Here is a 13,817-nt window from a genome sequence, read left to right as displayed (position 1 = left end):
CGTCGATGCAGGTGGCGGCTGCCGGCGCCGGTAGTTGGACGATGGGGCTCGATTCTTCCTCGGGTATTGTGCACACGCCGTCGATGCAGGTGGCGGCCGTGGGGACGGGTAGTTGGGTGAGCGGGCTGGGCTTTTCCTCGGTCATTGAGTGGTCTCCTGCTTCTTCTCGGCTAGCTGGCGCAGGATGTCGGCGAATGCCGCTGGATCCTGTGCTCCTGCGACTCCATAGGTGTTCTCGAACACGTAGAAGGGGACGCTCTGGATCCCGAGCTGTCGTGCCTTGGCTTCGTCGGCCCGTACATCGTCGGCATACCGGCCCTCCCTGAGTGCGCTGAGCGCCTTCTCGCGGTCGAGTCCTATCTCTGCAGCGAGCTCGGCGAGATCCTCGTCCCGGCCGACGTGTCGCCCCTCCTCGAAGTGAGCGGCGAGGATTCGTTCGACCATGTCGAGCTGGTGCCCCTCCGCCTTGGCCCACCGGATCAGCTGATGTCCCTTGAGCATGTTCGTGTGCCGGAGGATGTCGTAGTTGAAGTCCAGTCCAACAGCCTTTGCCGCGGCAACGATCCTGGAGAGCAGGGGCTGAACCTGATCGGCCGTGAATCCGCGGATCTCCAGGTAGTCCTGCTCGCTTCCCTCGAACTCCTCTGGCAGATCCGGCGCGAGTTCATACGCGTGGTACTCGATCTCCACCGGGATGCCGGTTACGGTCAGAGCCTTTTCAAACTTCCGCTTACCGATGTAGCACCAGGGGCAAGCGATGTCCGACCACACATCGACTCGGATCGGATCGATCCCAGCCGAGGGCGTGGATGTGGGTGTCGGTGTGGGGGCAGTGTTCTGGTCAGTGGTCATGGCCTCTTCTTTCTCGCAACCGGTGGGCCTTCACCGGTGCTCTAGGCGGTGATCACGAGCCCGAGCACTGGTGAAGGGACGGAGCGGGACGGTCATGTCCCGCTTTCTCTCACGTTCAGTTCGATACGTCGGGGCCCGTCAAGACTTGGCGCTGGGTCCGGGGAATGCGTGACTTCGTGCGAGGACCACGACGACGACTGTGAAGATGACGAGGACTGCGACGGCGATCATGAGCGACGCCGATCCAAGGCTGGCGAGGAGGATGCCGCCGATCAGCCCGCCGAGGCCGATTCCGCCGTTCCACATCGTGACCATCAGCGGCTGGGCGGCGTCGGCGTGTTCACGCGACGCTGACATCAGCGCGCCCTGGAACAGGGTCGCGGCCCCGCCGAACGCGAGCCCCCAGGCCGTCACTGCGACGTAGTCCACGACCACGTTCTCCGACCAGAGGGTCAGCGCGACCGCCGCCACGGCGAAGAACACAGTGCTCAGGATGACGAGGCGGCGGTGATGCCGGTCGACGAACAACCCGGTGAGCCAGATGCTCAGGATCGAGGCGACACCGAAGGCCAGCAGAATCCACTGCACCTGGTCCTCGAGCCCCACGCCCGCCAGCACGGGTGCGATGTATGTGTAGAGGATGGTGTGAGCGAGCACATACACGCCGGTGACGATCAGGATGGTGCGAAGGCCTCGGATACGAAGGAGGTGAGGAAGGGGCAGCCGCTCGGCGGCCTTCTGGCCGGGGACGTTCGGCAGCTTCCACATCGTCCAGGCGATGAGCAGCGCGGCGAGCACCGACATGAGGCCGAAGGTCAGCTGCCAGCCCACAATCTGACCGAGGAACGCTCCGACTGGAACACCCAGGGCGAGCGCGACGGGCGTGCCGGCGAAAGCGAAGGCCATGGCCCTGCCCTTCAGGGCGTCCGGGTGATGCGCTGCGCATAGCCACCCAGGATGCTCCACGTCACACCCGACGCTGCGCCGGCAACGAACCTCGCCACCATCGTGATCGTGTAGTTGACGGAGACCGCTGTCACGAGGTTGGCGACGAGGAATCCGATGAGCGCGACGACAAGAAGGTGTCGCCTGGGCCAGTTCGTGGTGGCGACGGCCACAGGGATCGCTGTGAGCAGCGTTGCAACGGCGTAGATGGTCACCGTCTGTCCGGCCATCGACTCGGAAACGCCGAGTGCATCGCTCATCTGGGGAAGCACCCCAGCGGGCAGAGCCTCAGTGAGCGTGGTGATGAAGCCTGCCATAAAGAGCGAGATGAGAGCTGCGATGGGGAGGCGGTCTTGTCCCGGCGCCCTCACTATCGGGTCCTGAACCTTGGTCATTTCTACTTCCCTCTCTGGCACGCCGAAGCCGCAGCTTGTCGGCTCACCACGTCTCAATGCACCGCTCTTGCGGGACGCAGACGATAGTGCAACCTTGACATCAGTGTGAAGGCAAACCACACCGCGAACGACACACACAGAGGTGCCCGCCAGGGGTCTCTGAGCCTGCGTTCTCCTGCTGTTCCCTAGCACTGCAACGGTGCTTAACGTGACGGGAGACCGGGTCCGTCGTTGTCCTGGGCATGGGTGGGGACCTTGCCGAGGTTCGGACATGGGCGGTGAACTGGATGTCCAGCATGGCCGTTTCGCTCGTCGTTTTAGCCGATCGGAGTCGCGGGAGTCGGCTCTGGCATACATGCGCGGGCTGATAGCCCCGCTGCAGCGGAAGAACGGCTGGACACTGGCGGAGGAAGCCAGCCACGCGGGCTCGGACCGGCTCCACCGGCTGCTGAACCAGATCGAGTGGGACGCCGACCTGGTCCTCGACGACATCCGGAGCTATGTGGTCGAGCATCTCGGAAACCGGGACGCGGTCCTGATCATCGACGACACCGGGTTCCTGAAGAAGGGCGACCGGTCGGCCAGTGTCCGGCGGCAGTACTCCGACACCGCCGGACGCACGGAGAACTGCCAGGTCGGCGTTTTCCTCGCCTACGCCACAGAGCCAGGTCGAACGCTGATCGACCGGCGTCTTTATCTGCCCGCCTCCTGGACGGACGACCGCGAACGATGCCGCAGCGTCGGCATCGAGGACACGGTCGGATTCGCCACGAAGATCGCCATCGCCAGGCAGGTGCTCCGAAAGGCCATCGCTGACCAGCTCCCGTTCCGGTGGGTGAGGGCAGACGCCGGCTACGGCTATAGCAAGAGCTGGCGGACCGAACTCGAGCAGGCCGACGTCTTCCACGTCATGGCCACCACCCGCCACGACACGGTCGTCCCCCGTTTGGTCCTCGACCACCCCGTTCGCGACCTCTTCACCGATCTGCCCCGCCAGAAATGGAAACGCCGTTCCTGCGGCAAGGGCCCCCACCGGCCTCCGAACCTACGACTGGGCCCGCGTCGAGGTCCGTGCCTGGCACCGCCCGGACCGGCGGCACTGGGTCCTCGCCCGCCGCAGTATCAGCAGGCCCGACGAGATCTCCTACTTCATCGCCTACTGCCCCACCGAGACCACGCTGGACGAGCTCATCCGGGTCGCGGGCAGCCACTGGGCGATCGGGGGAGCTTCCAGACCGCGAAGCAGTGCGGCCTGGACGACTACCAGGTCCGCCGCTACCCCGGCTGGCACCCCGCCACATCACTCTGGCCATGGCCGTCCACGCCTGCCTGACCGTTCTGCGGGCCCGAGCGCTTGACCTCGGGAAAGCAGAAACGGATTTTCCCAGCTCATAGCCCTGAGCCTCGCCGAGATACACCGTCTCATCCACCGGCTCACCCAACGCCGCTTCGCGCCCGTCGAACAGATCCTGCACTGGTCGATTTGGCGTCGACGACGCCTACACCAGGCCCGCACCTGCCACTACAAACGACGAGGCCACAGCCCATAAGGACTTTGCAGTACTAGGGTCCGTCTTCAAACGGATCTTGCCCAGAGCAGGAACGACGTGAGTGTGACCGCCGCTTCGTAGGAAGTGGCGGTCTTGTCGTATCTGGTGGCGATGCCGCGGAAGCCCTTGAGCCGGTTGAAGCAGCGTTCGATCACGTTGCGCCGCCGGTAGGTCTCCAGGTCGAAACCTGGCGGCCTGCCGCCGCAGCGGCCGCGTTTGTGTCGGTGCCGTCGCTGGTCGGCCTTCTCGGGGATGACGTGCGCAATGCCGCGTTGTCGCAGGTAGGCGCGGAAGCCGCGGGAGCTGTAAGCCTTGTCTGCGATGACCTGGTCGGGCCTGCAGCGTGGCCGGCCCGGGCCGGTCCGGGGAACGCGGATCCGTTCCAGCAGCGGGCGTGCGCAGACACTGTCGTGGCGTTGGCCGGGCGTCACCAGGATCGCGAGCGGGCGGCCCTTGCCGTCGCAGGCGAGGTGGATTTTGGTGGTCAGTCCGCCTCGGGATCGACCGAGGGCGTGATCGCCCGGTTCGTCCTGCCGGTGCCGCCCCCTTTTCGGCCCGTGGCGGCGGCGTGCTGGTGAGCGCGGACGATGGTGGAGTCGATCTGGACCAGCCAGTCGATGTCGCCGGCCGCGTCGGCGTGGGCCTGGATCTGCTGCAGGGCTTGAGTGAACACCCCGTCGAGGGCGTAGCGGCGGAAACGGGTGTAGACGGTCTTCCACGGCCCGTAGCGTTCCGGCAGGTCACGCCAGGAGATCCCGGTACGGATCTTGTAAACCATCCCGTTGATGACCTGACGGTCCTCCACGCGAGGCCGCCCTGTCGCGGCCCGGGGTATCAGCGGAGCGAGTAACTCCCACTCCTGGTCAGTGAGTTCATGACGACGTACCACGACACCATGATCTACCACCTGAATGATCTTTGAAGACGGACCCTAGCTCCGCAAGGAGCGGCGCGAAAAGCAGGCCGCGGTCAGATCGTGGACAGCTTCGGACAGGGCGTCCGAGGCCCAGATCAGATGGCCGGCTGGATCTGCGAGGACGTGCAGGTTCATGCCGTGGTGCTTCTTCTTCCCCAAGTAGTAGGGCTGGTCAGCAGCGATGTGGTCGATCGGTAGCACGGTGCCGTCGAGGATCACGTACGTCTTCTTCCGCACGGTCGTCATGGTCTGTTGCAGGGTGATAGTCACGCCGCGATCTTCCCACCCTCGGCACACAGACTGCCCAGTCCATTTAAACTGCTTATCCGCGCCTGACCCGGAGAACCTTTCCGGTCACAGCACTAGATCATGCTCCTCGAACGACGCGGAAAATCCGTCGGACATGACCCTGCAGGCCCCAATCCGTCACAGTCAGGATCTAAGCTTGGAGTATTTCCAGCTCAACTAATTATGACGGTTTCTGTGAGGTCCGGGTAGCGCTGTTTACCGACGGCGTGTTCGCGTGTGCGGTGCTTGTTCCTCATGCCGATGGGTCGGCCTGGGCGGGCGATACTGAATTCCGGTGCACTGGTCGGCTGGTGGGCTTTGCTGGGGAGGCGGCGAAATCTTCGGCGGAGTATGGGTGAGCCGTCCCTGGTAGTCAGGACGTTCCCAGGACCTGTGGAGGTCTTAAACGAAACCGCCCAGACCTGCCGTGGCACCAGTCGGCGAAGCAGCGGTGCATGGTCGACTTCGATATCCAAAGAACGCCGCAATTACCGGAAATATGTGCGGTCACGGAAAAAGGGTGGCCCCCCTGATGGCTCCTCGAAGCCACAGCATGTTGAGCATACTTGATCTGGCCACAAGCGCTAGAGATATTTCCATCCGCTCCACTTATCACCGTGACACTCTGCTTGCTATCTGAAGATTCGCAGCAATCGTCTCCGACCACATCAGGTAGCAACCTGTGGGCGAAAGTTCGTGTACTCCATGTACATAGACGTGCCGAATAACGGCACCGACGAAATGACGAGTAGTGATTCAGCGCGTTCAAATTCCCATCGACCTTCGCACTGCACGGCGGCCTTGACAGTATGGTCAGTGCCATTGAAATTTCTATCTGGCCATACTGCTTGACCTCGCACCGTTGAGCGCTACACTTGGCGAGAAAGGTTCACATCCGTGTGATTGCCGGTGACAGGGAGTGACGATGAGGATCAAGGAGCTTTCGGAGCGGGTCGGTGTATCCACCCGCCTTTTGCGCTACTACGAAGAGCAGGGTCTTATCACCCCGCGTCGTGAAGAGAATGGCTATCGCCGCTACGACGAAGCTTCTGTGGAGCGGGTTGAGCAGATTCGCGGCCTGCTCGGGGCTGGGCTTACCACGGAGATCATCAGGGAGGTTCTCCCATGCCTGGGTGCCGCAGCGTGCTCCCAATATGACGACCCTGAGTTCGTTCGCCGGATCGCAGCAGAACGAGACCGGTTGCAGGAACGCGTAACCATACTGACGCAGAACATCAATGCTCTAGACAACTATCTGAGCGCTGTGTCCCAAGGTGCACCATCCGCTGATGCCGCCTGACCGTGTAGGAGTCCCCGAGCGCTCGATTGAACGTTGCCAGATGTCGCCGACCTTGGCGAGCGCGTCAGCTGCTTGGTGGAGGGTGAGAGGACCAGATGATCTCGCTCTCCCACGGCCACTCGAAGGCGCCGTGGACTGCGACGCCGTTGAACCCGGCCTTCTCGGCTCTCTTCGCGCCTGCGATGAAGCTGTCACGGATGCGCTCCACCTCTGCTGTCGACAACGCGGAGATGCCGGGCAACGTGCGGCTGGAGGCGGGCGAGGGTACCCCTCCAAAGTAGGGATTCGCGCGATGCCCCGCGTGGTGAAGCTGGACCGCTGACAAGCCGCCGCCCTCGCGAATTGAGTTGGCCACCTCTGTCAGTCCTGGCAGGTGCTTGTCACTGAACCTCTTTCATCCTGAATAGTTGCAGGTCAGCAGTGTATGAACGGCTTGGACGATGGTGCCGATGCGGCGGGTAGAGCATCTGGCTCGCCGGAGCAGCCGCCAGGACTTCAACTGCGCGAAGGCGCGCTCTACCGGAGCCCTCAGTCGGGCGTGGTCGCGGTTGAACTGCAGGTAGTGCTCGGGTTGTTCGCTGTGGTGGTGGTACGGGGTGCGGAAGGTGGCGCCGGCGCCCTGGTAGGCGCGGTCCGCGAGGACGCGGATCTGCCGGGTCAGGCAGGCCTGGACGATGCTGTGGGCACGCGCGGCGGTCAGGTCATGGGTGCGGCCCGGCGTCGCGCGGGAGAACCACAGCGGGGTTCCGTCCGGCCGTGCGATGACCTGCACGTTCATGCCGTGCCTGCGATGCTTCATCGAGTAGTACGGCTCGTCCGCGCGGACGCGGTCGGTGGGGATCAGGGTGCCGTCAACGATGACGTGGTCGCCCTCACCGAGGCCGGTGAGGGCTTCATGGAGGCCGGGTGCCCAGGAGTCCAAAACGTCCAGGGCCTCGTCGACGTACCGCCAGGCGGTGGCCTGGGATATCCCGAAACCGGCTCCGAGCTGCGAGAACGTCTCGTTCTTGCGCAGGTGGACCAGCGTGAGCAGCGCCTGCTTGAAGCAGCCGAGCTTCCGCCAGCGGGTGTTGCGGACGCGGCGGTGTTCGTACAGCAGCCAGGCAACATGCTCGACGAGCTCGTGCGGGACGTCGAGCGTGGCAGGATACGGAACCAACAGGGCCCCTTCGGTCGCCGGTGTGCTGAGTGGAATCACCACGCCAACGACGAGGGGCCCTGCTTCGTCACTACGCCCTCTGACCAGCCTGTTTCACACTCCAGCGCAGGATGAAAGAGGTTCACTGAGCGTTTTCAGCGTTGACACTTCAGGGTGAGGATGGCTGCGGCGATGACGGTCATGGGGTTGGGGCTGTTGCGGGCTCTGCGGAAGATTCGCCAGGACTTCAGTCTCGCGATGCTTCGTTCGACCGGTGCTCGTGCCGCTGACAGTGCCGGTTGGTCGTCTGCTGGGTCGCGATGAGGTCCCGGCCGGGAAGCCGTCAAATGGGTGTGGTCACCCAGGGGTCGGCGCCGATGTAGGCGCGGTCGGCAAGAACGGGAACGCCCTGGCGCTCGCAGATCCGGATGATGCGGTGGGTGCGGGCTGCGGTCAGGTCATGGGTGTGGCCGGGCAGGGCGGGCGAGATCCACAGCAGATTGCCCGCGGGACCTGCGACGACCTGCACGTTCACGCCGTGACGGCGGTGCTTCTGCGAGAAGTCCGCCCGGCTGTCGCCGACGCAGTCGCACTCGGCAAGTGTTCCGTCGAGCAGGACGTCAAGATCGGTCTCTCGCAGCACCCGCAGGAGACCGGGTGTCCTTCCGGACAGGTGCTGGACGACGGCCCTGACGTAGGCGTGGGCAGTGCCGACGGATATGCCGAAGCCGGCGATCTCGGGCAAGACCGCCCCTGACGTGCCAGCAGCCAACTACACTCCCGATGCACGTTTCTTACGGTCGGCAGGAAGCCTCCCGTCCAGCACTACGAATGCCTTCGACGGTGCGGTCCGTACTGCTTCCGCCAGGCAGGAGCGTACGCGGCCAGGACTTCCACGGCCTCGACGATGTACCCATAGGCCATCGTGGTTCCGATGCGTGTACGGGTGACCTGGCGCAGGCGGGCGAGCGCGAGCAGGACCTGCCGCCAGCTTTCAGCTGATACTACCGGCTATCGATCGCCCCGGCGGTGTTCATGGAGACAGGCGGTAGGGAAGCGAAGATTCGAGCTGGACAGGTCCAATCCAGCTGGGTTGACAAACACGTGCGCCCGGCGGCGTTCATGGAGACAGGCGGTAGGGAAGCGAAGATTCGAGCTGGACAGCTCCTGTCCAGACGGGTTGACAGGATTCAAGTTCCCATCGCTGGAGCTGAGTTCCTCGACCGCGTTTTTGTGGGAGCAATCACGTGCCTCTGCCCAGTCGTTGGCGACGGTACGGGCCCAAAGACTTCGGCCATTGGCCTTCACCTGGGGTGGTGGCATTTCGCGCTGAACTCGGGCAATGTAGGCGCGCAGCGTTGGAGCTACTATGTTTCCTATCTTCGACATCTCTGGTACCCCAATGAGCTGGTCGGCGGCGAGCTCCGGTGCGGAGAGTCGTACTACGCACTGCGAGAGGGGCCGTGTGTCGGCGGCTCGTAGTGACGCCCACAGGGCCAGGTGATTGTTCCACGATTCCGGTGGCGCAGCCTTGAGGTCGAACTCGGAGACGCTCAACAGACGGACGCCGCTGAGCTGAGAGTTCTCGTCTAGTAGATCTGCGGCTGTGACGGTGGCTGCGTCCTCGACCGGCCTGTGGTAGAAGTTCTTACAAGCAGCGTCCCATGACTGGTCTGGTCGGTACCAGGTGGTGCCGTCCCACCAATATCCACCCTGTCGAAATAGAAGTTTGGGGCCTCTCCAGCTGCTGTGCCATATCACAGCGTCCTTGTCCCGAACCAGCAGAATCGTGCGGCCGTGCTCAGGGTGGTGACGTATGACCCATGCAAGGTCTTGGCGTATCGGGTCTGTTGTGCAGGCGATCCAAGCCCCTTCAGCTTCGGGCATTTGCTCCCAACGTCCCCTCGAACCACCTTCTTCTCGACGAGCGATGGCTTCCACGGCAGTGGGGTCATCGACCGGAATGTGACTGTCGTCGATGAAGGGCAGTCCGGGAACTGGGTGGTCTGTGTGCAGGCCGTTAGCAAGCGGCTGAACGCGATGCATCTGTGCTGTACCCCCTAAAAAATTGGAATGGGTTGACTCTCCAGCACTGTTACTAGACTAGCTTCCAACCTTAACATCAGTGAGAAGGCAAGACGCTGATACGAAGTTGTGATGAGGATCGAGCAGTGAGCGTTTTCAGAGTGGCCACTGATCGGGTGACGGTGCGGTGTGGGCTCGGGGTGCGCAACGGACAGGGCTCCGGTGCCGTTGAGGGGGGTGTTCGACGCCTCAACTCAGCAGCACAGGAGCCCTGTTGGTTCCATATCCTGCCGTACTCGAACTGCCTCACGCCCTGGTCGAGTGGGTAACCATGCTCATTGTCACCCGTGAAGGTGACCGCCGCTGCAAGCTCCCGCCGCACCGGCGGGCGCTGATCGCACTGGTGTACCTGCGTCGCCACGACACCCTGGCCCGGATCGCCGCCGCCTTCGGGATATCCGTCGGCACCGCCCATGCCTACGTCACCGCGGTTACCGGCCTGCTCGCCGAGCGGGCACCGGGCCTGCTGAAGACGCTGCGCGCACATGATGCGGAGTTCGTTCTCCTGGACGGCACGCTCGCCGAGTGCGACCGCGTCGGCGACGGCAGGGCCGACAACTCCTCGAAACACGAGCGGCACAGGGTGAACGTGCAGGTCGTCACAGATCCCAGCGGGGAGATCCTCTGGCTGTCGCCGGCACTCCCGGGCCGGACCCACGCTCTGACAGCCGCCCGCACCCACCGGATCCTTCGGATCTGCGAACGCCAGGGCATCCCCGTCCTCGCCGACATGGCCTATATCGGTGCCGGCGACTGGGTCACCACCGCCAAGCGCCGCCCGCCAGGCGGCGAACTCACACCCATCGAGCAGACCGCGAACCGGGCCCTGTCCGCGGCCCGTGCACCCGTCGAACGCGGTATGGCACGACTGAAGTCCTGGCAGATCTTCCGCAGATCCCGCATCAGCCCCAACCGCATGAGCGTCATCGCCAAAGCCGTCCTCACCCCGGAGAGGCAACGCTGAAAACGCTCACTGCTACGGCGGCAATCCCTCCGCCCAGCAGCAGGTCTACGACACCGGCAAGGACCAAGGCTCCGGCGGCATCCAGAAACGTCTCGTTCCAGAACCCGGATGGCACGCGTGTCGCCTACGTGGTGAACACCGGCGGTACCCAGCGCTTTTCCCTCACCGACAACGGCCGTTCCCTCGCCTACACCCTGCCCGCCGGAGCGGTCGCGACCTTCGTGTGGAATCTGTCCGGTGGCGGTGAACCGACGGGCCCGATCGACACCATCGCCTGGTATGGAGTGGCGAACACCAACAGCGGTGCCTGCCTGGACGCCACCGACTGGGGCACCATCAACGGCACCCTCCTCCAGCAGTGGTCGTGCGGTGACGGCGCGAACGAGAAGTGGCAGTTCCGCTCCACCGGCGACGGCTACTACAAGGTCGTCAACCAGCACAACAGCAAGTCCTGGGATGTGGACGGCGGTTCGGGCGCGACCGCGGACGGGTGCACCTGTGGGACTACGTCGGCGGCACCAACCAGCAGTGGCGTGCCGAGTCCCTCGACTCCGGGGAGTACCGCTTCGTGGCACGGCACAGCAGAAGTGCCTCGCGGTGGACGACTCCTCCACCGCCAACGGGGCTAAGCTCTCCCAGCAGAGCTGCTCCGGCTCGGCGTCCCAGTCCTTCCGACTGACCTCCTGATCCGCCGCCCGGCACACCGGGCTGTGTGCTGCCCTGGCGACGGGGTCCGGTCCACTTGCCGGCACCCGTCGCACTGTGGGAGCGAATGCCGGGCTGGAGGTGTAGTCCCCGATATGGGGTTCAGCTCACACGCTGAATCGCTGAACGAAGCTCGGCCATCCCCTCATGTGGTTGATGAAGAACTCGCTCATTCCTCCGTCGCGCAGGTACTGCGCCCTGACCGGCAGCTCTGGGCTTTCATACATTGGGTTCTTCTTTACTTGCAGGGGAAAGTCTCGCTGGAGAATTCCGGCACGACCGATCAGCACGAAGTCGCAACCTTCATCCAATAGCTGCCCTGCACGCTGGGCGCTCATGATTTTTCCTGCGGCTCCCAGCCGTACACCCTTCCGGGGAAGGCTCGTGAAGATACTGAGCATTGTCTGCCCGCTGAAGGTTCCCTCTCGCACGATCTGGGCTGAGTCCCACAGGGCCAGGTCGAGGTAGTCGATCAGTTCTCGGTCGAGAATCTCAGCGGTTATTTCACGCAGCTCCTCCAGACGCAGCCCGTATCGCTCGACTGACAAGCGCCAACCGATCTGAAAGTCCGGGCCGCATTTCCTGCGAATTCCTTCGATCACCTCGATCGTGAGGCGAGCCCGGTTCTCGGTATTACCACCGTACTTGTCGGTGCGATTGTTGAAGAGAGGGGACATGAATTCTGAGAGGATCCAGCCGAAAGCGCCGTGGAGCGCGACGCCGTCGAAGCCCGCCAGCTCTGCCCTTCTCGCTGCGGCGATGAAGCTGTCACGGATTCGCTCTACCTCGTCCGTTGTCAGCGCCATGACGCCCGGAAGCGTGAGGCTGGAAGCCGGAGCCGGCACTCCCCCCAATTCTGGACTGGCCCGATGCCCGGCGTGATGCAACTGCACCGCGGAAAGACCCCCTCCGGTGCGGATCACGTTGGCCATCTGTGTCAGCCCGGACAGATGTTCATCGGAGTGGATGCCCAACTGCCGCTCATATGCAATTCCGCTGGCCTCGACTGTAGCGGCACCGGTTTGTATCAAGGCGTAGCCGCTTTGCGCGAGCTGCTCCATCCAGTCCTGATCGAATTTCGACACGGAACCGTCACTCTCACTCTGTTGGTTCGTGAGCGGCGCCAGCATGAATCGGTTCCTCATCGCCGGACCGTGACGGAGAGTGAGGGGTTCGAACAATTCAGTAACGGACATGCGGATCTCCTACAGGTCAAAACTGGGGGCCGTTGCTCACCTCGAGCTCCGCGGACGCGGTGGCCACACCATCCTCCAACCTTGACATATATGAGAAGGCAAATTGTCGTCAAGGAGTTGCGGTGCGGATCAATTAGTAGCTGTCGAGCGGAACCATGAAGAGCAGGGCTTCCTGCGACCGAGGCGCGAGGAGGGCGAGTGCTGGAACTGCGAGGAATCCCAGGTCGCGAGGATTGCGCGATTCGCAGCTTGCTGGATGCAGCCTGACGACTGAGATCATCAGGGCCATGCTGCCCTGCTTGGCCGAGGCGGCGAGCCCTCAGTGCCCTGGCACCGACTTCTTGAGCGGAGTCCAGCAAGGGCATTCGATTCAAGGGCTTGGCAGTTGGGCTGGTGGGCGGCAGGGTTATTCGGTATCGGATGATCTTGTGCCTGATGATCTGTAAGAACGTGTCGCCCCGCCACTCCCTCCTCGCTTGCCCTTGCGGCGGTATCCGGGCCGGCTGGCGACGGATGACCGTGCGGCTCTGCACGAGATTCTCCTCACTGAGCTTCTTCAGCGTTGCAGCTCCAGTGTGAGGACGGCCTTGGCGATTGACGTCATGCGGTTGGGGCTGCATCGGGACCTGCGGAAGATCCGCCAGGACTTCAGGCGGGCGACGCCGCGTTCGACGGGTGCGCGTGCTGCGGCCAGGGCACGGTTGCGGGTCTTGTCGGTGGGGGTCAGTTCCTGCAGGGGCTTGCGCTTGATGCCCGTGGTCAGCCACGGTCCTGCGCCTTGGTAGGCGAGATCGGCCACGATCGGAACGCCCTGGCGCTCGCAGATCCGGATGATTCGGTGGGTGCGGGCGGCGGTCAGGTCATGGGTGCGGCCGGGCAGGGCGGGCGAGAGCCACAGCAGCCGGCCGCCGGGATCGGTGACAACCTGCACGTTCACGCCGTGGCGCCGGTGCTTGTGGGAGGAGTCGGCCCGGCCGTCGCCGACCCGGTCGCATTCGGCGAGAGTGCCGTCGAGCAGGACGAAGTCGGGTTCGTGGTCGCGCAGTGTCTTGAGCAGGCCAGGTGCACGTGCGGCGAGCAGGCCGATGACCGCGCTGGTGTAGGCATGGGCGGTGGACTCGCTGATCCCGAACCCGGCGGCGATCTTCGCCAGAGTGGTGTGTTCACGCAGGTACACCAGTGCCACCATCGCGCGCTGTGGCGGGCGGAGCTTGCAGCGCCGGTCGCCCTCACGGGTGACGATCAGCATGGTGACCCACTCCACGAGTGCATGCGGCAGGTCGAGTGCGGCAGGATGCATGACCAACGAGGCCCCCGAGCAACGTGATTAAGACGTCAGACATCTCGATCAACAGCCCTGGGGGCCTCGCTCGTTGCGGCTCGCAGGCAGTCACCTGATCGGTGGCCATCTCGAAGAAGCTCACTGAACTCCGCACGGTGGGACCGCTGGAGATGGACGACGCCGCGATCGACGGCTCGCATG

The 13,817-nt window shown here is 63.8% G+C and carries 10 protein-coding genes and 4 pseudogenes; 4 read left to right on the top strand and 10 right to left on the bottom strand.

Features of this window, described 5'->3' with window-relative positions; translation table 11 throughout:
- Positions 1–141 precede the first annotated feature (141 nt).
- From F3L20_RS33280 to F3L20_RS35520, 3 genes are all read right to left on the bottom strand, one after another.
- On the bottom strand, positions 142–852 hold the full coding sequence (locus F3L20_RS33280; RefSeq protein WP_150157757.1) for a DsbA family oxidoreductase: 711 nt from the start codon (positions 850–852) through the stop codon (positions 142–144).
- Between the two features lie 138 nt (positions 853–990).
- Positions 991–1,758, bottom strand: coding sequence for an MFS transporter (locus F3L20_RS35525; RefSeq protein ID WP_346768143.1), 768 nt, complete (start codon positions 1,756–1,758; stop codon positions 991–993).
- Between the two features lie 11 nt (positions 1,759–1,769).
- Positions 1,770–2,192, bottom strand: a complete 423-nt coding sequence (locus F3L20_RS35520; protein WP_346768142.1) for an MFS transporter — start codon at positions 2,190–2,192, stop codon at positions 1,770–1,772.
- 242 nt (positions 2,193–2,434) lie between these two features.
- Here F3L20_RS35520 and F3L20_RS33270 point away from each other — a divergent pair.
- Positions 2,435–3,587 (top strand): annotated as a pseudogene (locus tag F3L20_RS33270) (IS701 family transposase).
- Positions 3,588–3,768: 181 nt separating this feature from the next.
- Here the strand turns inward: F3L20_RS33270 and F3L20_RS33265 are convergent.
- Both F3L20_RS33265 and F3L20_RS33260 read right to left on the bottom strand, forming a co-directional pair.
- Positions 3,769–4,631, bottom strand: a protein-coding gene (locus F3L20_RS33265; protein ID WP_431193203.1) for an IS5 family transposase whose coding sequence is annotated in 2 segments (ribosomal slippage) — positions 3,769–4,262 and positions 4,262–4,631 — 864 coding nt in all. Because the reading frame shifts where the segments join, the coding sequence is not laid out codon by codon here.
- A gap of 72 nt (positions 4,632–4,703) precedes the next feature.
- A pseudogene (locus F3L20_RS33260) lies at positions 4,704–4,886 on the bottom strand (transposase family protein); the annotation flags it as partial.
- Between the two features lie 985 nt (positions 4,887–5,871).
- On the opposite strand from F3L20_RS33260, the gene F3L20_RS33255 reads away from it, so the two are divergent.
- A complete protein-coding gene (locus tag F3L20_RS33255; protein ID WP_150157771.1) occupies positions 5,872–6,246 on the top strand; it encodes a MerR family transcriptional regulator in 375 nt (124 codons plus the stop codon).
- A 64-nt stretch (positions 6,247–6,310) separates the two neighbouring features.
- Here the strand turns inward: F3L20_RS33255 and F3L20_RS33250 are convergent, their stop codons facing one another.
- The 3 genes and pseudogenes from F3L20_RS33250 to F3L20_RS33240 all read right to left on the bottom strand — a co-directional run.
- Positions 6,311–6,601 (bottom strand): hypothetical protein, encoded by a 291-nt coding sequence (locus F3L20_RS33250; RefSeq protein ID WP_240810997.1) that lies wholly within the window; start codon positions 6,599–6,601, stop codon positions 6,311–6,313.
- 39 nt (positions 6,602–6,640) lie between these two features.
- Positions 6,641–7,447: an IS5 family transposase gene (locus F3L20_RS33245; RefSeq protein WP_150157770.1), complete on the bottom strand. Its 807-nt coding sequence runs from the start codon at positions 7,445–7,447 to the stop codon at positions 6,641–6,643.
- Positions 7,448–7,539: 92 nt separating this feature from the next.
- A pseudogene (locus F3L20_RS33240) lies at positions 7,540–8,114 on the bottom strand (transposase family protein); the annotation flags it as partial.
- 1,569 nt (positions 8,115–9,683) lie between these two features.
- Here F3L20_RS33240 and F3L20_RS33230 point away from each other — a divergent pair.
- Complete coding sequence (locus tag F3L20_RS33230; protein WP_150157769.1) at positions 9,684–10,433, top strand: transposase family protein; 750 nt, start codon at positions 9,684–9,686, stop codon at positions 10,431–10,433.
- 64 nt (positions 10,434–10,497) lie between these two features.
- Positions 10,498–11,120 (top strand): annotated as a pseudogene (locus F3L20_RS35515) (RICIN domain-containing protein); the annotation flags it as partial.
- A gap of 125 nt (positions 11,121–11,245) precedes the next feature.
- On the opposite strand, the gene F3L20_RS33220 reads toward F3L20_RS35515, so the two are convergent.
- Together F3L20_RS33220 and F3L20_RS33215 are read right to left on the bottom strand one after the other, a co-directional pair.
- A complete protein-coding gene (locus F3L20_RS33220; RefSeq protein WP_240810996.1) occupies positions 11,246–12,268 on the bottom strand; it encodes an NADH:flavin oxidoreductase in 1,023 nt (340 codons plus the stop codon).
- Positions 12,269–12,890: 622 nt separating this feature from the next.
- A complete protein-coding gene (locus F3L20_RS33215) occupies positions 12,891–13,640 on the bottom strand; it encodes a transposase family protein (RefSeq protein ID WP_150157767.1) in 750 nt (249 codons plus the stop codon).
- Positions 13,641–13,817: the final 177 nt, after the last annotated feature.

The organism is Streptomyces tendae (assembly GCF_008632955.1).
Lineage (GTDB): Bacteria > Actinomycetota > Actinomycetes > Streptomycetales > Streptomycetaceae > Streptomyces.
Note: the sequence above shows the minus strand (reverse complement) of the source record. Positions and strands in the feature narration are given on the sequence as shown.

Bases quoted from the DNA above. Each gene is read 5' to 3' on its own strand.
- F3L20_RS35520 (WP_346768142.1), bottom strand. From the start codon at position 2,192: ATGACCAAGGTTCAGGACCCGATAGTGAGGGCGCCGGGACAAGACCGC.
- F3L20_RS35525 (WP_346768143.1), bottom strand. From the start codon at position 1,758: ATGGCCTTCGCTTTCGCCGGCACGCCCGTCGCGCTCGCCCTGGGTGTT.
- F3L20_RS33280 (WP_150157757.1), bottom strand. From the start codon at position 852: ATGACCACTGACCAGAACACTGCCCCCACACCGACACCCACATCCACG.
- F3L20_RS33255 (WP_150157771.1), top strand. From the start codon at position 5,872: ATGAGGATCAAGGAGCTTTCGGAGCGGGTCGGTGTATCCACCCGCCTT.
- F3L20_RS33220 (WP_240810996.1), bottom strand. From the start codon at position 12,268: ATGCTGGCGCCGCTCACGAACCAACAGAGTGAGAGTGACGGTTCCGTG.